Source organism: Rhodococcus sp. FW305-130 (genome assembly GCF_058788335.1).
The window spans coordinates 123,216-142,503 of the sequence record NZ_JBYTAP010000011.1 but is presented as its reverse complement, the minus strand read 5'-3'; the positions used below and the strand labels follow the sequence as shown (position 1 = coordinate 142,503).

The 19,288-nt window shown below is 61.6% G+C and carries 18 protein-coding genes; 7 read left to right on the top strand and 11 right to left on the bottom strand.

Annotation, left to right across the window (positions count from 1 at the left end; genetic code table 11):
* Positions 1 to 93: 93 nt before the first annotated feature.
* Both AC3WQS_RS28710 and AC3WQS_RS28705 read right to left on the bottom strand, forming a co-directional pair.
* Positions 94 to 1,470: a spinster family MFS transporter gene (locus tag AC3WQS_RS28710; protein ID WP_020971108.1), complete on the bottom strand. Its 1,377-nt coding sequence runs from the start codon at positions 1,468 to 1,470 to the stop codon at positions 94 to 96.
* A 52-nt stretch (positions 1,471 to 1,522) separates the two neighbouring features.
* On the bottom strand, positions 1,523 to 2,398 hold the full coding sequence (locus AC3WQS_RS28705; RefSeq protein WP_322742050.1) for an SGNH/GDSL hydrolase family protein: 876 nt from the start codon (positions 2,396 to 2,398) through the stop codon (positions 1,523 to 1,525).
* A 137-nt stretch (positions 2,399 to 2,535) separates the two neighbouring features.
* Here AC3WQS_RS28705 and AC3WQS_RS28700 point away from each other — a divergent pair, with 137 nt between their 5' ends.
* Complete coding sequence (locus AC3WQS_RS28700; RefSeq protein WP_259118382.1) at positions 2,536 to 3,819, top strand: PucR family transcriptional regulator; 1,284 nt, start codon at positions 2,536 to 2,538, stop codon at positions 3,817 to 3,819.
* A 368-nt stretch (positions 3,820 to 4,187) separates the two neighbouring features.
* Positions 4,188 to 4,916, top strand: a complete 729-nt coding sequence (locus AC3WQS_RS28695; protein ID WP_492712582.1) for a YdcF family protein — start codon at positions 4,188 to 4,190, stop codon at positions 4,914 to 4,916.
* 73 nt (positions 4,917 to 4,989) lie between these two features.
* Here the strand turns inward: AC3WQS_RS28695 and AC3WQS_RS28690 are convergent, their stop codons facing one another.
* From AC3WQS_RS28690 to AC3WQS_RS28675, 4 genes are all read right to left on the bottom strand, one after another.
* A complete protein-coding gene (locus AC3WQS_RS28690) occupies positions 4,990 to 6,597 on the bottom strand; it encodes a DHA2 family efflux MFS transporter permease subunit (protein ID WP_153211899.1) in 1,608 nt (535 codons plus the stop codon).
* 105 nt (positions 6,598 to 6,702) lie between these two features.
* Positions 6,703 to 7,161 carry a MarR family winged helix-turn-helix transcriptional regulator gene (locus tag AC3WQS_RS28685; RefSeq protein WP_020971103.1) on the bottom strand — a complete coding sequence of 153 codons (459 nt, stop codon included), beginning with the start codon at positions 7,159 to 7,161 and terminating at the stop codon, positions 6,703 to 6,705.
* 71 nt (positions 7,162 to 7,232) lie between these two features.
* Positions 7,233 to 7,664: a MarR family winged helix-turn-helix transcriptional regulator gene (locus AC3WQS_RS28680; RefSeq protein ID WP_019745731.1), complete on the bottom strand. Its 432-nt coding sequence runs from the start codon at positions 7,662 to 7,664 to the stop codon at positions 7,233 to 7,235.
* 145 nt (positions 7,665 to 7,809) lie between these two features.
* Positions 7,810 to 8,478 carry a DsbA family protein gene (locus AC3WQS_RS28675; protein ID WP_492712583.1) on the bottom strand — a complete coding sequence of 223 codons (669 nt, stop codon included), beginning with the start codon at positions 8,476 to 8,478 and terminating at the stop codon, positions 7,810 to 7,812.
* A 139-nt stretch (positions 8,479 to 8,617) separates the two neighbouring features.
* On the opposite strand from AC3WQS_RS28675, the gene AC3WQS_RS28670 reads away from it, so the two are divergent.
* A complete protein-coding gene (locus tag AC3WQS_RS28670; RefSeq protein ID WP_080909931.1) occupies positions 8,618 to 9,445 on the top strand; it encodes a helix-turn-helix domain-containing protein in 828 nt (275 codons plus the stop codon).
* Here the strand turns inward: AC3WQS_RS28670 and AC3WQS_RS28665 are convergent.
* Together AC3WQS_RS28665 and AC3WQS_RS28660 are read right to left on the bottom strand one after the other, a co-directional pair.
* Positions 9,432 to 10,427 carry an ABC transporter substrate-binding protein gene (locus tag AC3WQS_RS28665; protein WP_019745728.1) on the bottom strand — a complete coding sequence of 332 codons (996 nt, stop codon included), beginning with the start codon at positions 10,425 to 10,427 and terminating at the stop codon, positions 9,432 to 9,434. The genes AC3WQS_RS28670 and AC3WQS_RS28665 overlap by 14 nt on opposite strands.
* Before the next feature lie 6 nt (positions 10,428 to 10,433).
* On the bottom strand, positions 10,434 to 11,828 hold the full coding sequence (locus tag AC3WQS_RS28660) for an MFS transporter (protein ID WP_020971099.1): 1,395 nt from the start codon (positions 11,826 to 11,828) through the stop codon (positions 10,434 to 10,436).
* Between the two features lie 119 nt (positions 11,829 to 11,947).
* Between AC3WQS_RS28660 and AC3WQS_RS28655 the strand changes: the two genes are divergently transcribed.
* On the top strand, positions 11,948 to 12,610 hold the full coding sequence (locus AC3WQS_RS28655) for a TetR/AcrR family transcriptional regulator (RefSeq protein WP_021331743.1): 663 nt from the start codon (positions 11,948 to 11,950) through the stop codon (positions 12,608 to 12,610).
* A 6-nt stretch (positions 12,611 to 12,616) separates the two neighbouring features.
* On the opposite strand, the gene AC3WQS_RS28650 is transcribed toward AC3WQS_RS28655, so the two are convergent.
* Positions 12,617 to 13,837: an SfnB family sulfur acquisition oxidoreductase gene (locus AC3WQS_RS28650; RefSeq protein ID WP_047888996.1), complete on the bottom strand. Its 1,221-nt coding sequence runs from the start codon at positions 13,835 to 13,837 to the stop codon at positions 12,617 to 12,619.
* 98 nt (positions 13,838 to 13,935) lie between these two features.
* Here AC3WQS_RS28650 and sfnG point away from each other — a divergent pair, with 98 nt between their 5' ends.
* Positions 13,936 to 15,060: a dimethylsulfone monooxygenase SfnG gene (gene sfnG / locus AC3WQS_RS28645; RefSeq protein WP_024487492.1), complete on the top strand. Its 1,125-nt coding sequence runs from the start codon at positions 13,936 to 13,938 to the stop codon at positions 15,058 to 15,060.
* Between the two features lie 12 nt (positions 15,061 to 15,072).
* Here sfnG and AC3WQS_RS28640 read toward each other — a convergent pair whose 3' ends face one another.
* Positions 15,073 to 16,599 carry an aldehyde dehydrogenase family protein gene (locus AC3WQS_RS28640; protein WP_492712584.1) on the bottom strand — a complete coding sequence of 509 codons (1,527 nt, stop codon included), beginning with the start codon at positions 16,597 to 16,599 and terminating at the stop codon, positions 15,073 to 15,075.
* A 127-nt stretch (positions 16,600 to 16,726) separates the two neighbouring features.
* On the opposite strand from AC3WQS_RS28640, the gene AC3WQS_RS28635 reads away from it, so the two are divergent.
* Both AC3WQS_RS28635 and AC3WQS_RS28630 read left to right on the top strand, forming a co-directional pair.
* Positions 16,727 to 17,869, top strand: a complete 1,143-nt coding sequence (locus AC3WQS_RS28635; RefSeq protein WP_492712585.1) for an acyl-CoA dehydrogenase family protein — start codon at positions 16,727 to 16,729, stop codon at positions 17,867 to 17,869.
* A 9-nt stretch (positions 17,870 to 17,878) separates the two neighbouring features.
* A complete protein-coding gene (locus tag AC3WQS_RS28630; protein ID WP_019745722.1) occupies positions 17,879 to 18,571 on the top strand; it encodes a GntR family transcriptional regulator in 693 nt (230 codons plus the stop codon).
* 9 nt (positions 18,572 to 18,580) lie between these two features.
* On the opposite strand, the gene AC3WQS_RS28625 is transcribed toward AC3WQS_RS28630, so the two are convergent.
* Entirely contained in the window at positions 18,581 to 19,201 is a 621-nt protein-coding gene (locus AC3WQS_RS28625; RefSeq protein ID WP_019745721.1) for a TetR/AcrR family transcriptional regulator, read from the bottom strand.
* Positions 19,202 to 19,288 lie beyond the last annotated feature (87 nt).

Here is a 19,288-nt window from a genome sequence, read left to right as displayed (position 1 = left end):
CCCCCCCCCCCCCCCCCCCCCCCCCCCCCCCCCCCCCCCCCCCCCCCCCCCCCCCCCCCCCCCCCCCCCCCCCCACCGCCGTGAACTCCTGGGTCAGGCCTGGCTCAGCTCCGCTTGCATACGCGCGGCGTCCTTGCCGACAGTGCGAGTGGCCAGGTAGATGAATACCGCAGTGAGCGCCAACATGATCGGCACGAGATACATGGCCGAGTTCAACCCGTCGCCGGCGTACTGAGCCAACTTCCCGGTACCGGCATCGGCAAGCGCACGCTTGGCGAACCAGTCCGAAATCGCGCCCACGGCAACTGGTCCCGAGAATCCGCCGAGAAGATACATGGCAGCGAAGAACAACGCCGTCGCAGTGCCTCGGAGCCTGGGAACCACGACGTCGTGAATGGCAGGGTAGACGCTGATGTAGAAGCCGTAGGCCAACAACCACCCGGCCGAGAACAAGAGCGTGAACATCACGACGTTCCCGCCGTGCTGCAACAGTGCCAGTGCCGTCAAAGGTGCTGCCAATGCCGAGGTTCCGACACCGATCATCAACCGCGCGCGCGGTGAGCGTGCGCTGGCCTTGTCAGCGTAGCGAGCGCCGAGAAGCAATCCGATGAGGCCCGTGATTCCGACGATGATGCCGGTGACCGATGCCGCAGCAGTCAGTTTCAGGTGGTACTGGCGCATCAGAAGCGGGACGACAAACGAATTCACTGCGTAGGCGGCGAAGTTGAACGTCAGTCCGGCAAGGATGAGCCAACGAAGCGTGGGAATTGCGAGCAGACGACGGATCGGACGGGTGATCGGTGCCTGTGAAACAGCGGCTGCGCGGGCCTCCGGACTTTCGGAACCACCACGAACCGGATCTGCCATGCGGTAGAGCACGACTGCCAGCAGGACACCGGGAATCGCCGCGAGGAAGAACGGTGCACGCCAGCTGTCGAATGCCTCGGCGATCTTGCCGACGGTGAAGTAGGCGAGCATGAGGCCAATCGGCAAACCGAGCATGAAGACACCAAGTGCGCGTGAGCGTCGTTCTGCCGGGTAGATATCACCGATCATCGAGTTGGCTGCGGGTGTAAAGGTCGCTTCGCCCACACCGACGCCTAGACGCGCGAGGATGAACAGCACATAGCTGCCGGCGGCACCGGTTGCTGCCGTCAGTCCGCTCCACACCAGGAGTCCGATCCCGATGATCTTGGGACGGTTCTTCGTGTCGGCCAACCGGCCCAGAGGCAGACCTGCGACTGCGTAGACGAGGGTGAATGCAGAGGTGATCAATCCCAATTGCAAGTCGCTGAGCGAAAACTCGTTCTTGATCGGCTCGGCAACGACCGAGGGGATCGCCCGGTCGAAGAAGTTGAGCATGTTTGCGAGAAACAGTGCGACGAGTGTGCCGCCGAGAAGTTTGTCGCGTGTTCCGACAGGGGCGCCGTCGATGGACGGCAGCGGCGGAGCGTCTCGTTGAATTGACATGATTGTTCCACTCTTTTCGCGAGTGCTGAATGAATTGTGTTGGGGGAGAGGCTCAGGACAGAGCGTCGGCGACGGTTTTGCCGATCGCCTGCATCCCGGCCGCAGTGGGATGCAGTGGAACCGCCGGCTGGGTAGGGACGATTCCGGTGTAGTAAGCAGTGGCAGGGTCAGTGCAGATGTCATGCCCGGCAGTGGCTTCGGTGATGTCGATGTACTCGACGCCGTGACGGGCCGCCGTTGCTGCCATGACCGTGTTGCCGTAGTCGATCACACTCTGGAGATAGTCGGCGTCGCGCGGCCAGAACGGCTGGGTGCCGGGGCATCCGTCAGCGGCGATGTATGTTCCGTATCCGATCACGACGATGCGCGCCGAGGGCGCCCGGTCGCGAACCGATTCGAGCATGGAACTCCAACCTGCGGAGGCATTTTCGACCAACTGTCGCTGTTGGTCGACGCCGCCTGCGGTGAACTTGTCACGGCAGGACGTTCCGGTGGGTTCGGGGAGAGGATTTACGCAGCTCAGAACTGTCGGGAACAACGAGATGTCGTTGGCGCCGATTGTGATGGTGACGAGGTCGGTATCGGGCCCCAATGCTGTTTCCTGCGGCGGTACTTGACCGGAGAACGTCGATTGTGCGGTGTCCGTGACGTTGGCGGATCGCGCCGACGAGCAGGTCACATCCGTGAGGTGAGCGTCGAGTCTTTGCGCCACCACGGAAGGGTAGTTGCCTAGTGATCGTAGGCAGCCCGGCGCCGATGAATCTTGTTCGGCGACCAGCGGGCCGGCCGCCGCGGAATCGCCGAGAGCGACGTATTGGATGGGGCCGGCATGCGTTTCGGCATGTGACACACCGGTCCCGAGTGCCGCGATCGAACCGGCAGCCACGACGCCTGCCAGAATGGCTGCGCTGTGCGTTTTCCACGTCACTCGAGGCTCCTATTTGGTCGAAGGTGGGACTTCCAGGTACGCCGCTGATTGTGAATTCGAGAGTGGCGTGGGTTACATAGTGATAGGAAAAAGGCAGGTCGGCCTTGTGGTGGCAATTCAATTCTGTGGAGGGTTTTGTGTCAGGAAACAAAGATCTGCCGCTCGAACCGATAGTGGTTGGCGGCAGATCTCTAGCCGACCGATTGGCGCAACGCACCCATCCGCTGGTCAATGCGACGGTCGATCTGGTCCACCGCGACGTCACCTTTTACCGGTTGCTTCCGGACGAGGCGTTGCGTAACGACGTGACGACCATCGTGAGGCGAAATTTGGAACTGTTCATTTCGATGCTCCGGACGGGCGCAGATCTGGCGCCCGAGTTGCTCGCCGACATCAGCGAATCGGCTCGTCAACGGGCGCAGGAATTGGTTCCGCTCAGTGAGGTACTGCGCGCATATCACCTGGCAGCAGGGTTGTGGTGGGAGACGATCAGCGAATGGGCGGTTCCGGAAGACGGAGTTGCGCTGGCTCGCACCGGACGACTCTTGAATGCTTACACCGCGGCCTCCACGTCCGCGGTTCTTGCCGGCTACGGTTCCGACCACGCCACTCAGACGGACGAGGATTCGGCGCGAAGGTCCCTGTTCGTAGCACTTTCGACGGGTGTCGACGTGGATCGGGTCTCCGACGAGGTGGGGATCAGGTTGGCGCGCCTGTACTGGGTGGTGGCGCTGCACGTCGAGCGGAATGACGACGAGTCCTCGACCGAGGTGGACACTGCCGTCGCCGAGCGGAGGAAGGTGCGCCACCTGCAACGAGAGCTCGATCAGGTGGGGCGTGACAAAGCCCTCGGGGTGCTCGGGAGCAGCGGCGGAGCCGTACTGATTCCCATTGTGGAATCGGAACCCGCAGAGGGAAACTGGGCGTCGAGTCCGCAGTATTTGTCATTGTGTCGACGTTTGGGTGATCTCGAGAAGGTCATCGGTGCATCGACGGTTGCCGCTGTACACGTCGCGGCGCCCACGGCAATTCCAGCGGCCGTCACGCAGGCGCGCGAGGTGCTGAACGTTGCCCGAAAGTACGGACGCACCAGTGGGGTCGTCCGTCTCGAGGATCTTGCAGTGGAGTATCAACTGACCCGCTTCAGTGCTGCGCTGCCGATACTCGCAGATGTGTTGTTGCCGTTGGAGTCCGATAGCGCGGTACTCGAGACGCTCGAATCTTTCATCGACTCCGGATTCGATCGAGCCGCCACCGCCCGGCAGCTACACGTACATCCGAACACAGTGGTGTACCGCCTGCGAAAGGCGAGTTCCCTGACGGGACTTGACCTGTCGTCTCCGAAGGATCTTGTGCAAGTCACCATGGCGCTGGGAGCGCGTCGCGCAATCGGTATGGAGGCGGACTCTTCCCAAACGTGATGCGTCTGTGGTTCTCGGTGAACGAGCCGGAGGGCCGGCGATCGGGTGAGGAGACATGGCCAGGCGCCGTATGTCGGGCCACCCACACACGGTTAGGGTGGTCCGCCCGTCGAGACCCGGCAGAGCTTGTCGGTTTCGCGAACCCTGAATTGATCTTCGACACCTCGGCCGGGACGGGGCAGGAACACCTGGATGCAACATCGTGATCTGTGACAACGAATTGTTGCCGTTCCGCGTTGTCAACCTTCTCGGTGACTCTGCTGCTCAGATAGGTAATGCGGCGGGCGCGTAGATTCGAGATGCTGGTAGATGACGGTTTCGAACCCGAATTGTTGCCCAATATTTATGTTTAGTCTGTGTGACGGTCAGTGAACAGTAAATTTGAGTCAAATGATGCAACCGTGGCGAAATGTTCGCTACCGTGTGCTGGACAACCGACAATCTGGGGGTTCGGCTACATGGCAAATGTTCGCAGGTCTGTGACGAAGGGATTGATCGCTGCTTCGGTGATCGCCGCAGCTGGCGTGGGCGTTTCGCCGGCGACAGCGAGCGCCGACATCACGCCGACCACGGTCGTCAACGGTATCTTGTCGACTGTCGGCGGCTGCCAGACGCCGGTGCGGTCTCTCATCCTTGCGTGCACGAGTGCTGAGACGCTGACGCGCCAGTCGCCCGTGCTGCTCGACCTCAACCCGGTGGGTACCAACATCGTCGTCTTGGGCGCCGGCCTCTTCGACGACGGCACGATGCGTCCGATGCTGGTCGACCGACTTCAGGCGGCGCTGCAGCTGGCTCGTCAGTACCCGCAGTCTCCGATCATCACGAGCGGTGGGGCCCCGAAGGCCGGAGTGACGGAAGCCAGGGCGATGCGCGAGTGGCTCGTCGCCAACGGCGTCGACCCGGGCCGGATCACCGAAGAAGGAACGTCGTGGTCCACAGTGGAGAACGCGCTCAACTCTGCGCGGATTCTCGCCGATCGAGGAGCAACGGGCGTGGTTGTGGTCTCGAGCGCCAATCACGTGGAACGCGCGATGGTGGACTTCCGGGTTGCAGTTCTCGGCCGGATCCCGGTCGCAGGCGTGATCGCTGCGACCTGACGCACCCAGCTGCCCATACAGTTCCGCGTACCGCCGGAATCACCCGGACGGTACGCGGAACTGTTTCTGGGTGCTACTTGCGTCGTTGCAACTCGTCGTCACCTTCGGTCAGAAGCGCAAGTTCGGCATCGACGGTGTCGGAATCGATCTCACCGGGAACGGCGATCTTCGCCAGGAGTTGCTCGTCACCACTTTCCGTCCGAAGCGCCTTCTCCCTGATGAAGGCGATCGCGATCAGACTCAACAGAGCCAGGATTCCGGCGATGAGGAAGACCCGTGCGGTGGCATCGCCGTACGCAGCGCGGACCACATCATGGATCGCTTCGGGTAGTTCGTTGAGGTTCGACAGCCCTGCGCCGGATCCTCCGGACGCACTCAGATCGACCCCGATTGCGCTGAGGCCCTTGGTCGTCAGATCTGCAACGTGAGTGGAGAGCACTGCGCCGAGGACGGACACGCCTGCCGCGCCGCCGAGTGAGCGGAAGAACGAGACCGTCGAACTTGCGGTGCCGAGATCGCTAGGCGCGACGGTGTTCTGAACTGCGAGAACAAGATTCTGCATCACCATGCCCATCCCGGCGCCGAGCACGAAGAGGAACAGTCCGACCCAGAACATCGGCGTCGCGTGATCGATGGTCGAGAGGAGGAAGAAGCCTGCCGACATTGCGACGGCACCGGCGATCAGGAAGCCCTTCCAGCGCCCGAACTTCGTGATCATTGCCCCGGACAGGCCGGCGGAGAGCATGGAACCGATCACCATGGGCAGTGTCAGAAGACCTGCGGCAGTGGGAGAGTAGCCGCGGGCAATCTGGAAGTACTGACCCAAGAACACTGCTCCGCCGAACATTGCGACGCCGACGGCGATGCTTGCCAGTGTTGCCAGCGTGGTAGTCCGATCTCGGAAGAGGCGGAGCGGAATGATGGGTTCCTTGACCTTGCTTTCCACCCACAGCGCTGCGGCGAGCAGCACCACGCCGAGTCCGACGAGGAAGAACGACATCGCAGAAGCCCACTCGAAGTTCTTACCTGCCAAAGTGACCCAGATCAAAAGAGTGCTGACACCGGCGGCAATGAGGGTTGCACCGACGTAGTCGATGCTGACGTCCTTCTTGACGATCGGGAGGTTCAACGTACGCTGCACGACGATCAATGCGATGACTGCCAGCGGCACGCCGACGAAGAACGTCCAGCGCCAGCCGAGCCAACTAGTGTCCACGATCAGGCCGCCGATCAGCGGGCCGGCGACTGTCGCGACGGACATGACGGCTGCGATCGGTCCCTGGTATCGACCACGCTCACGCGGGCTGAACATCGCCGCGATCACGATGATCACGAGGGCTTGCAAGCCGCCGAGGCCCAGTCCCTGAACAGCGCGGAAACCGATCAGCATGCCGACCGATTGCGACATGCCCGCAAGTATCGAGCCGATCGTGAACAGCGTGATGGACAGCTGGACCAACAGCTTCTTACTCACCAGATCCGAGAACTTGCCCCAAATGGGAGTTGTTGCGGTGGAAGCCAACAGCGTTGCCGTCACGACCCAGGTGTACTGATCCTGGGTGCCGTGTAGTTCGGTGATGATGGTGGGGAGTGCATTCGAGACGATCGTCGATGACAGGAATGCGACGAACATGCCGAGTAGGAGCCCGACAAGTGCCTCGATCTTCTGCTTGTGGGTCATCGGCGCATCGGTCGATGACTGAGGTGGTGGAACGTCGGTAGACGTGAAAGAAGTCATGAATATCCTTGCATCGGAGAATGATTCGATCTGATCGTGCAGCGTCGGTCAGTGCGCCGCGTGGGACTCTGGGCAGGTCGAGCGTCGTAGTCGATCGAGTGCACATGCGACGTCGACGGCGTCCTCTTCGGTCCATCCGTCGAGATGGTCGATGAGTCGCTGCGCCTGGGCGCGGCGATGGAAGACCAGGGTCTGGACGCCGAGTGGAGTCAAGGACAGGAGCGATGCCCGTCCATCGTCCGGGTCCGGTCGCCGCTGAATGTATCCACAAGATTCGGCGTGTGTGATCTGTCTGCTCAGTGTCGAGACTGTCACTCTCAACTTTTCCGCCAGATCCGTCGATCTCGTGGAATCTGCGGCCGACAACTGCGAGAGGAGGGCGCCCAGTGGGTCCGGCAACATGCCGGGGGACAGTTGGCGTGAGCCGGTCGACGAAACCTCGCGGTGGCGCCGGACTAGGGCGCGAAGGTTGTCGAGGATTGCCTCGGCACTGTCGTGAGTGATCACGGCCACCCCCTCGAATAGTTGATATTTGCAACTATAGATCAAGTTGGTTGCACTGCACAACTACTTTGTTGTCAGTCCTCGGAACTGCCCAGTCGGTGCAGCAAGGCCGTCAGCGTGGTGATGTCGTCAGTTTCCCATTTTGCGAGTCGGGCGCGCCAACGATCGATCTGATGATTACGGATCGTCGTGAGCTTCGTCCGAGCCTCAGGGGTCAGGGTCACCAGCTTCGCGCGAGCGTCGTCGGGGTCGGGGATCCGTTCCACCAGGCCGAGCCGAGCTGCGGCATCAATTTGCCTGGTCAGGGTGGACTTCTCGATATCGAGCGTGGAGATCAGGTCGGACATCCGCACGGCATCGGAACGGTTCAGGATGACAAGAACCGGGTAGAGCGCCGGATCGAGTTTGGGATGAATTGCACGCGCATAGGTGCGCGCCTGGGCGCGTCCTCGTTGCCACATGTCGGCAAGTTCCATCTCCAGGCCCGTGATCGGATCTGAAACCACTGTCGTTCCCCTTTGGTGCGATTCGTTCGGTGTTCATCAAACCAGAAGGGGGGCCGGAGTGATTTGGGTGAAGTCACGCTGAGCGAAAGGTACGTTCGGCGTACTGAAGGCGCTGAACGTACCTTTCGCTCGGAAAGTGGGTGGGTCAACCCACCTCATACGCCCGCACGCACGTGTTCAGGTCGCGGGTGAGATCGGCCGCTGTACTGGTCGGAGAACCGAATTTCACGACGGACCCGTCGCTCCCGTGGAACAGCAGCGTCGGAAACGAAGTGGCGCCGAGCCTGCGTGCCCGGACGAAATCGGCGCGGGCGGCGTCCTTCGAATCTGCGGTGAACAGGGAAGACACTGCGGCAGATGGGTCGAGCCCGAGCGATTTCGCTATGGCGCGGTAGGTCTCGGGATCGGAGAGGCTGCGACCGTCTCGGTAGAACGCGGTCTGCATGGCCCCCGCGATGTCGAGTGCGCGAGTCGGATCTTGTGTGCGAAGCGCGGCGAGTCCGATCGCAGCATCCGTCGAATCCATGACGAACCGCCCGTCAGACACCAGTTGTGAATATCCGTCACCGAAAGCGGCGCCGGTCTGGGCTGCGATGGTGGCGTTGGCTGATTTCAGGTACGGAGCCGAAGACATGGGTGCGACGCGTTCACCAGTGAACAGTCCGCCGCTGACCACGGACAAGTTGATGGAATCGGCATTTTGACGGACGAACTCCGTCAACGCAGGGCCGAAGCCGAAACACCACCCGCAATAGGCGTCGAAGACGTAGGTGAGTTGCGTCGTGCCTGCTGTTTTCGAGCCTGTCGATTGCACTGTTGATTCCTATCCGAGCGCGAACTGATTGATACTCTGACGGTATGTCGCATTCGGGTATTCGGTCACGGTGAAGATGAGTCCCGAACTAGTGAAAAACAGACAAGTACCCGTCCGGGACGTCGGGTACGCGTCTTCGGTGGCTGACGCGACCGAGATCGAAGTACTCAGCCTGGACACCATTCGCATCAACGGGGGTAGTGCAGAGTTCGTCGGCCCCCAACGCCCGCAGTTTCACTTACTCGCGCTGGTGACCGAGGGTTCGGCGCTACACACCATCGACTTCGTCAACTACGCGGTGAGCCCGGGGACCGTGTTCTGGGTCAGACCGGGGCAGGTGCAACAGTGGGGGCGAATCGAGGATTTCGAGGCGATGGTTGTTCTGTTCACACCCTCGTCGCTCGATGCCGTCAGCCAGCAGTTGTTGGACGGGAACGCTCACAGTCGGCAGGCAGCGTGGCAGTTGTCCGGCGAGAACCTCGAGACCATCAGCACGGGTATGAAACACCTGAACTTGAATTACGGTTGTCCGGATACTTCTGCGCCGGTCGTTCGCGCGGCCATTCTGCGGCACACGTTGACGGCAATTCTGTTGAAACTGACCCACCTCGGTGGACAGGAACAGAGTTCCGTGCTGGCACACAATGACGTGTTCGAAAGGTTTCATGCCGTTGTGGAACGTGACTTCGCCACAGTCCGTTCGGTTTCGGAGTACGCCAACAAGATCGGGTACTCCGAGAAGACTGTATTGCGGGCTACCCGAGCTGCTGCCGGAATGACGGCAAAGCAGTACATCGATCAGCGTGTGGTGCTCGAAGCGAAACGTCTGCTGTCTTTCGGCACGGACACGGTCACCCAGGTGGCGTCGAAGCTGGGGTTCGACGATTCTGCGAACTTCACAAAATTCTTCGCCACCCGGGTGGGTGTTTCTCCGCTGACCTTCCGTCAGGACGTCAGAGCGCGCTGAACGCCGCCCATCGCGCGTCGGCGCTGTCGAGGGTTCCGATGCTGTTCTGCCCCTTGCCATGTGCGATGCCGTCCAGATCCTGGATGATCCAGTAGATGGCAAAAGGATGGCTGCCGAACCAGAGATCGCCGCTGACGTCCAATGCGTGCGCCGGGTCGGGTGTCAGGTTGTCGAACAGTGGAGTGTTTCGCACGATGGATGCGTCGTACTGCTGCCCGGAAAGTACGGCGACGGTCTGCGCCGCATGCTCGGGTAGGAGTTCAGGTGAGACGGGCGAAATCGTGCCGGTGTCTTGATTGTTGGTCGCGTTGACTTCCGATACCGGCCTGGTGAATCCGGCCTCGGTGACCAGTGTGGAGATGGGAGTGGTCGGTGGCACAGTGAACAGGTTTCCGCTGTAGCCGAGAAGGATCGCAAGGCTCTGGCCGGCAGCCGCGGACTTGACGTCTTCGAGGCCGGATTCCAGCTTTCCGATCATGGCGGTTGCTTCGCTGCCTCGATCGAGCTGTGCCCCAGCTTGTTCGAGCACATCACGCCACGGCGCCGAGTACGGGAGGACCAAGGTTGGCGCCACGGAATTGATCTGCGCGAACAGGCTCGGTAGTGGACCGGCATTGCTCATCAGGATCTCATCGGGTTCGACGGACGCGATCTCTTCGACGGCGGGGTTGGCGAAGAAAGTCGGCTTGTCGAGAACTTCGACGCCCTGCTCGCGCAGAATCGACTTGGCGACGTCCGATCGCAGGGTGCTGTAGACGACGGTGGGCTTCACGCCGAGTGCGAGTGCACTCAGCCCCGCGTACTCGTCGAGCGCGAGAATGCGCTGCGGTGAGGCCGGAACTTCGACGGTGCCGAGTTCGTGTGTGACGGAGCGAGTTGCAGAAGCGGTTTCGGACTCGGCGGAGCTGCTGCACGCGCTTGCGCCGGCAACGGTGAGGAGAAGCGCCGAGACGATGCCGAATGCGGTTCGGGTGGTGAACATCTGAGGTCAACGATCCATTCGTGGGAAGAAGAAGGACAGGAGGGTGCCGGCCAGCAGTAGGCCGGAGCAGACGAAGAGGGCTTGGGAGTATCCGGAAACCAGTGCTTCGGTCGGTGCGCTGTCCGAGTGCGCCGTCGAGGAAGCGGCGACGCTCACGAGAACGGCTAGTCCGAGTGAACCGCCGATCTGACGCGATGTGCTCAGTAGCCCTGATGCCATGCCGACTTCTTCGGGGGGAGCGTCGGCGGTGGCGACGTTACTGAGCGGCATGAACGACAGACCGATGCCGATGCTTGCCAGAAGCGAAGGCACCAGGATGACGGCCCAGAAGGGGCTGTCGAGGTTCATGGTCGAAAACATGAAAGTCCCGATTGCGGCGACTGCTGTTCCGACCACGAGCAGCGGTCGAACTCCGTAGCGCGGAAGGAGTTTGGTGGACGCGAGGATGCCGATCACCAGGCCGAAGCAGAAAGGCAGGAAAGCCAGACCGGTGGTGGTCGGTGAATAGCCCAGCCCGCGTTGCAGGAAGAGTGAGACGAAGAAGAACGCGCTGAACTGGGCCGCACACACCAGGCACATGATGGCGTTGGCCAGTCCGATTCGGGGTCGAAGCAGGGTGGACAGTCGTACCAGTGGTGTGGCGCAGCGGCTTTCGACTACGACAAAGGCAGTCAGCAGGACGACCGTGAGTGCGAATCCACCCAGCACGTAACCCGAAGTCCAGGAATGTGATTCCGTGGCGATCACTGTGCCGACAAGGGCGGTGATTCCGGCCGTCGCCAAGATGGCTCCGGGGAGATCGAGGGAGCCACCTCGGGCGGCTTGGCCGGCCGGCAGGCCACGGGCACCTGCGACCGCGGCGATCAGGGCCACCGGTGCGCCGGCGAACATCACCCATCGCCAACTGAGCCCTTCGGTCAAAATGCCGCTCAAGACGACACCGAGTGCGCCGCCCAGTGCTGATGACATTGCGCCGATGCCGAATGCCTTGGCCCTGGCGCGTCCGGTGGGAAAGGCCTGACTGAGGGCAGCGAGCCCGGCCGGCGCGATCAGTGCAGCGCCGACGCCTTGAAGCGCCCGAGCTCCGACAAGCATTTCGGCGGACACGGAGAAGGTGCCGACGATGCTGACGAGGGCGAACAGCAGAAGCCCGGAAACCAGAACTCGACGAGTGCCCATCACGTCGCACAGGCGACCGCCGAGAAGCAGTAGTCCGCCGAAGGCGAGGGCGTACGCGTTGACGACCCAGGACAGCCCGGCGTCGGAAAAGTTCAGCGATTCCTGGATGTCTGGCAGTGCGACGTTGATGACCGACATGTCGAAGGCCACCAGGAACTGCGCTGCCGCGGCGGCTGTGAGGACCAGAGCCGGTGCAGCTACCGCTCGAGTTGTTGTTGTCATTGCAGGTACCTAATTTGTATACGCGTTCTCATAAGTAGTTAGGTTTACCTTGCTGACGACTGAGATGCAAGGGGTTCCCCGGGCGAGAGCGTCGTAGCAGGGGCGCGCACAATCGACGGATGGCCGAAAAGATGGAACCGAGATCACCGCGGCTCGGACGTCCCCCGACGATCACGTCGGAGCAGATAGTCGACGAGGCGAAACGGCAACTCCAGTCCGGCGGCGCCGACGCGTTGAGCATGCGCGCGTTGGCGAAGTCGCTCGGCACCACCCCGATGGCGCTGTACCGGCACGTGGGCGACAAGGAACAGCTGATCAGCGCGGTTCTCGATGTGTACTCGCAAGATCTCGGCGCGCTGGTCCTGCCGCAGGATCAGGTCGAACGGCTTCGCATGATCTTCACCGCGATCTTCGAAACGCTGGCATCGGAGCGCTGGATCATCGAGTTGCTTCAGCGAGGTGGGCGCGGCGGGAGCGGCGCTGTGGTCTTGGTCGATCGGGCCATGGCCGCGTGTGTCGAACTCGGGATGTCGCCGCGCCGCGCACTGTTGGTCTATCGAGCGCTGTGGAACTACACACTCGGTGCACTGCTCAACATCTACGACACCACCACACGACCGGAAGGCAGTGTGTCACCTCTCGCGGTCAAGATCCGAGAAATCGGTCCCGAGAAACTGCCGGTACTCAGTGAGGTGCTCGAGGACTGGCCGGGAGGGACGACGACTGAGAGTTACCTGGAAGGTCTCGAGGTCTTGATCAGTGGATACACAAATTCCGACTGAGAGTGTTTACAACAGCCCGTGCCTCGGTGGGATTGTCCCCGACAGCGTCCAGCGGCCGATGTGTTGGACCTTCCACCTCGTCGGATCGTGCAGAGTATGCGTGCGTGCGTCACGCCAGAATCGCGAGAGGTTCGCTGATTCGCCCGCGCTTCTCGTGCCACCGATCTCGAACAGCGTGCTCGTGGCCGCCAATGACGCCCTGGCACCGACCACTTTGGCAGTTGCAGCGTCGATGGATGCTCGGGCCGTGGAGTCCTCGGTGGGATTACGACGCGCCACGTCGATCGATCGCGCCGCTTCCGCCAAGAGGGATCTGGCAGCGCGAACCTCGATTGCCGCTTCGCCGGCGAGTTGAACGAGCAGTGGATCCTCCACCGCTGTATCGACTTTCGCCTCGAAGAAGGGCCGCGCCTTTGCTGCGAGTTTCACGGATTCACGCAATGCGGCCGACGCTATGCCCGTGTCGATCGCGGCGTGCAGAATCTGGGCCTGTGCCCCGTAGGTGGTCGGGTGAGTGAACAACGATGTGAAGGGTACGACGTTGAACCGCGGCACCGACACGGATTCGAGTGTCACGGTTCCGCTCGCAGTTGTCTTCTGCCCCATGCCGTCCCAGTCGTCGACGATCGACAGTCCGGGAGTATTCCGGGGTAGGTAGACCGCGGATTTCACCTGTGCGCCGGTCTCGGTGAACTGATCCGCATTGGCGGCACGCACCACAATCCAATCTGCGAAAAGCGCTCCTGTGCAATAGAATTTTCGACCTTCGAGCACAAAGTCTTCCCCGTCGGGTGTGAGAGTCGTGCCGTCGATGTCGATGGTCTTGTTGCCGCGCTCGCTCTGGGCGTTGGCGAACTGCTTACCCGACAACGCCTCGGCGTAGAAGAACTGCTTCTGCTCGTTAGACCCCTGGTACCGGAGCGCTTCCAGGAAAGTGAAGTGGCTGTGCGGAATCTGCGCGATGCTGGGATCGCCCTCGGCGAGTAGGCGGAAGACCTCGGCCAACGTCTCGGTGCTCGCGTCGATGCCACCGAACTCCTTCGGCACCGAGAGCCCCAGCAGACCGGACTGCGCCAGGGTGCGAACCTCGTCGTGGGGAAGGAGGCGCTGCGCATCGCGGACGCCGGCACCTGCCGCGAACTCGTCGGACAGCTGTGACGCTACCGAGAGCGCCTCGTCTTCACTGGTGATGCGGTGCGCGATCTCCTGAATGTCCACAGCAGTCATGCTGCCACCGTTTCACAGTCGCAGCACCCACCCAACACTTACAACCTGTGTGATCGCTACCCTGGAAACCCCCGGGAACTGCATGTTTGCTGGATTTCATGTCTACTGAACGTATCGCCGACGAGATCAAGTTCGCCTACTGGGTGCCCAATGTCAGTGGTGGTCTGGTCACCTCCGACATCGAGCAGCGGACCAGTTGGGACTACGAGTACAACAAGAAGTTGGCGCAGACCGCCGAGAACAACGGCTTCGAGTACGCCCTGAGTCAGGTTCGTTACGAGGCGAGCTACGGTGCCGAGTTCCAGCACGAATCCACGAGTTTCAGCCTTGCGCTGCTCCTGGCCACCGAGAAGCTCAAGGTCATCGCCGCCGTGCATCCCGGACTCTGGCAGCCGGCAGTGTTGGCGAAACTGGGCGCTACCGCTGACCACCTGTCGAACGGTCGATTCGCCGTCAACGTCGTCAGTGGTTGGTTCAAGGACGAGTTCACTCATCTGGGCGAGCCGTGGCTCGAGCACGACGAGCGCTATCGGCGTAGCGCCGAGTTCCTTCAGGTTCTTCGGAAGATCTGGACCGAGGACGACGTCGATTTCCGCGGCGACTTCTACCGCATTCACGACTTCACGTTGAAGCCTAAGCCCCTGAACACTCCGGAGCGACCCAATCCCGAACTGTTCCAAGGTGGTAACTCGGCGGCAGCCCGTGAGAACGCCGGTCGCTATTCGGATTGGTACTTCAGTAACGGCAAGGACTACGACGGCGTCACCGAACAGTTGGTCGACGTCCGCCGTGTTGCTCGCGAGAACGATCGGGAGGTCAAGTTCGGACTCAACGGGTTCATCATCGCCCGCGACACCGAGGCCGAAGCAAAAGACACGCTGCGCGAGATCATCGCCAAGGCGAACCGTCCCGCAGTCGAGGGTTTCAAGAATGCAGTCCAACAAGCCGGCGCGTCGACCTCGTCCAAGGACGGGATGTGGGCAGATTCGACGTTCGAGGACTTGGTTCAGTACAACGACGGCTTCCGCTCACAACTGATCGGCACGCCGGAACAGATCGCCCATCGGATCGTCGAATATCGCCGTCGCGGTGTCGATCTGATTCTCGGCGGATTCCTGCACTTCCAGGAAGAGATCGAGTACTTCGGGGCCAAGGTGCTCCCGCTGGTTCGTGAACTCGAAGCAGCCGACAGTGACGAGCAGGTGCTCGTCACCGCCGGCTGATCGCCTGGCCTCTCAGGACTTTGCGTGGCGCTTCACCAGCATCCAACGAGAGATCTTCATGTCCCGAGCTTTTCGTTCGATGGTCAGCAGGTCCAACGGAGCGCTGAATTTCTGAACGGCCAGTGATTTCACACTGCTGAACTCACGCAGCCCATCGGCTCCGTGGATACGCCCGAACCCGGAATCGCCGACCCCGCCGAACGGCAGGGCGGCGATTCCGGCGAATCCGAGAACCGAATTGACCGTGACGACGCCGCATTCGAGCTTCTCGGCAATCGCTCGACCCTTCGACGAACTCTTGGTGAACACCGAGGCGCCCAAGCCGTACTTCGACGCATTGGCACGCTCGATCCCCTCGTTCATGTCGGCGACCTTGTTCACCACGACGCTCGGGCCGAACGTTTCCTCGGTGATCGCCGTGGAATCCTCCGGAACATCCGTCAGGATGATCGGATCGATGAACGGACCGTTGAACGAATCAAGTCCGCCGAGTACAGCTTTCGCGCCGCGACTGAGAGCGTCTTCGATCTGGCCCCGGACTATCGCAGTCTGCTTTCCCAGCGTCATCGGCCCGTAGGTCGAGCTGTCGGTGGCGCCGGCGTGGGCGTCTCGTAGCGCGGCGGTGAGCTTTGACAAGAAGGCGTCGTACACGGGCGCTGCGACGTAGATTCGTTCGACGCCGGCACAGGTTTGTCCGCCGTTGCCCACTGCCCCGAATGCAGCGAAGCTCACGGCCGCATCGAGATTGGCGTCGGAGTCCACCAACATGGCGTCCTTGCCGCCGCATTCGGCGACCAGGGGAGTGAGGGTGTCCGCGCAGGCGGCCATCACGCGCTTTGCGGTAGCCGTCGAGCCGGTGAATGCGATCTTGTCGACACCGGACGAACACAGAAGTGCACCGGTTTTTCCGTCACCGGTAATGGTCTGCAGGACAGGGTGTCCGGGCGCGGCGATGTTCCACAGCCGGGCCAATTCGACGCCGACGCCTGGTGAGAGTTCGCTCGGTTTGAAGACGACGGCGTTGCCGGCGGCCAGTGCGTAGCCGATCGAACCCATCGGTGTGTACAGCGGATAGTTCCAGGGGCCGATCACACCGACGACGCCCATCGGCCGGTAGCCGACGGATGCAGACTGGTTGGCGCTGATCAGTCCTGCACCGACGCGTCTGCGGCGCAATACTTTCTGTGCGTTGCGTGCCGCCCAGTCGAGATGTTCGACGGCCAGCATGACTTCGAGAAGGGCGTCGTCGCTGGGTTTTCCGGTCTCGGCGGAAATGATCGCCGCCATCGATTCGGCGTGAGTGGCGATCGCGGCGCGGAAATTGCCGAGCACCTTCCGGCGGCCTTGGAATCCGAGTTGATCCCACCACTTCGACGCCGCGCGTGCTGCGGCGACCGCTTTCTCGATCTCTTGCTGATCTGCAATGGGGTGCTGCGCGACCACGGAATCGTTGCGAGGGTCGAGGCTCGCGAAGGTGTGATCGTCCGATTTCGGATCTGTCGACGTGGACGTGCTCTGGCGGCCGAGCTGTTCTGTCATGTTCTTCAGATCCTCCACATGTCGGTGCATCACATATATGTGATGTGATTTACTGTGCTGGTAGTCACAGTATGCGTCGGACCGAGCTCCGACAAGCCTCCAGCCTCATCTCACTCGGGAGTTTTCGATGTACATGGATTTCACGCAGGAGCAGTCTGATTTCGCCAAGTCGGTAGCGTCGTTCTGCAAGAAGGAAAGTGGTACCCGTGAGCAGCGAGACCTGCTGACCGATCATGGCGCCCATAACCACAACCAGGCGTTCTACGAGAAGATGGCGGAATTGGGTTGGCTCGGGCTGACTGTCCCGGAGGAATACGGCGGATCTGCCGGAAGTACGGTCGACCTGTGCATCTTCCTGGAGGAAGCAGCCAAGGGCATGGCGCCGATCGGTGGACTGGGCCCGACCGTCATCACCGGGGCTGCATACGAGAAGTTCGGCAGTCCGGCCCAGAAGGAGGCAGTGCTCGGCGGGATCGTCCGTGGCGCGTCGCAGTCGATCTCGATGTCCGAACCCGAAGCAGGCTCCGACGTGGGAAATTTGAGTTGCCGCGCCGAGAAGGTCGACGGTGGGTGGCTGATCAACGGCCAGAAGACGTGGTGTTCCAACGCGCACTTCGCCGAGAACATCCTTCTGGTGGCTCGCACATCCCGGGGTGAAGGCAAGCATGAGGGCCTGACGATGTTCCATGTCCCGGCCGACATCTCCGGATTGAAGATCAGTGGAATCGACACCATGGGCGGCAAGGAGGTCAACGATCTCTACTTCACCGACACATTCCTGCCCGAGGACGCGGTGGTTGGGGAAGTCAGCAACGGCTGGCGTCAACTCATGGCCGGACTCAACATCGAACGCCTCATCCTCGCGGCGATGATGCTCGGGACCGCGCAGCGCGCTTTCGACGACACCCTCGAATTCGTCACCACACGTAAGCAGTTCGGCCGTCCGGTCGGATCGTTTCAGGCGCTTCGCCACCGGATCGCGGATCTCGCCACGGAGATCGAATGCGGCCGTCTGCTGGTCTACAGCGTTGCCCGAATGGTCGACGCCAACCCGACCAAGATGTTCCCGCGGGAAGCGTCGATGGCCAAGCTGAAGCTGACCGAGACCGCCAAGAAGGTCGCGCTCGAGGGGATGCAGATGATGGGTGGGTACGGTTACGCGACTGAGTTCGACATGGAGCACCATGTGCGAAAGACTCTTGTGTCCTCCATTTATGGTGGTACCAACGAGATTCAGCGAGACATCATCGGCAAAACGTACGGACTGTGAGGATCGGTTGTGGCAACGTCTGCACGCACTCGGAGGGCGACATCTGAGCTGAGGAGACGGCCACAGTTGTCGGAGGACGTGGCCAACCACGTTCGTAACCTGATCATGTCCGGCGCTGTGCGTCCGGGCGAGTTCGTCAGATTGGACGAAACCGCAGCCGACCTCGGTGTCAGCGTGACGCCGGTGCGAGAAGCCCTCGTCGCATTGCGCGGCGAGGGAATGGTCGAGTTGGTTCCGCATCGCGGCTATCTCGTCTCGCCCCTCAGTCGCCAAGACATCGAAGACATCTTCTGGTTGCAGGGGCAGATCGCAGTCAAGCTGGCTTTGCGGGCGATGGACACCATCACAGCTGATCAACTGGTGGAACTCACGGAACTCAACGCCGATTTGCGAGCGGCGGTGGACGCCTCGGATGCAGCTGCGATCGAGCAGTGCGAATTCGAATTCCACCGCTTGATCAATCGCGCTGCGGGTGGTGCGAAGCTGGCATGGTTCCTGTTCGGCGCGATTCGGTACACCCCTGCTCGTCTCTACGCGACGGATCCAGGCTGGGGTGAGCTTGCGGTATCGAGCCACGACGCTTTGATCGAGGCGTTCGAGAAGCACGATCGAGAACAGGTGGACGCGCAGATGAGTCTGCAGTTCTCCGACGGCGCTGCTCGACTTCTCGCTCACCTCGACAACATCGGGATCTGGGACTGAATCAGGAGCTCAAGACGGAGGTAGGGCGGGAGCGAGCAGGATCGCTGCACATTCGGCGACCAGTTCTTCTTCCGTCACGTCGATGTATCCGTCCAGCCATGCACTGAGGGTCTGCGCCAGGCCGCCGACCAGGAAGGTTGCCGTCAGCGTCAAGTGGCCGCTGTCGTTCAATCGGTAGAAGGTCTTGGCGTTGGCGGCCAGGAGACCGATGAATATCGTCGTCGACGCTCGTCGTTTCTCGGCCAGGACAGGGCTCGTCAGGGCGCTGGAGAACAGTAGACGTCCGCGACGGGGATCCTGCGCGATCGTGCGGACGATGTTCGCGATTCCGGCGAGCGCCTTGCCTCGTTCGGTCTCGGCGGCGTCCACCGCGGCCTGGGTTGAAACGGCGATGTCCGTGATGACGGTGTCGTAGACGGCCGACATCAGAGCATCACGATCGGTGAAGCTCTCGTAGAAGTACCGCGCCGCGACACCGGCCTTCTTGCACACTCCGCGGACCGTGAGTTCGGGCTCGGCGGAGCCCATGAGTTCCAGACCGGCCTCGATCAGCGTCTCTCGTCGTTGGGCTACGCGGAGCGCGCCGTCGACGCCACCGTACGAACGCGGTTGGTCATTCATGAAGACCATCTTTGCATCCCGAGATTGCTTGACATCTCGGCATTTCGGCGTTTCACTCATCTGAGAACGTGCGTTCGCAGATATCGACTCGAAGGG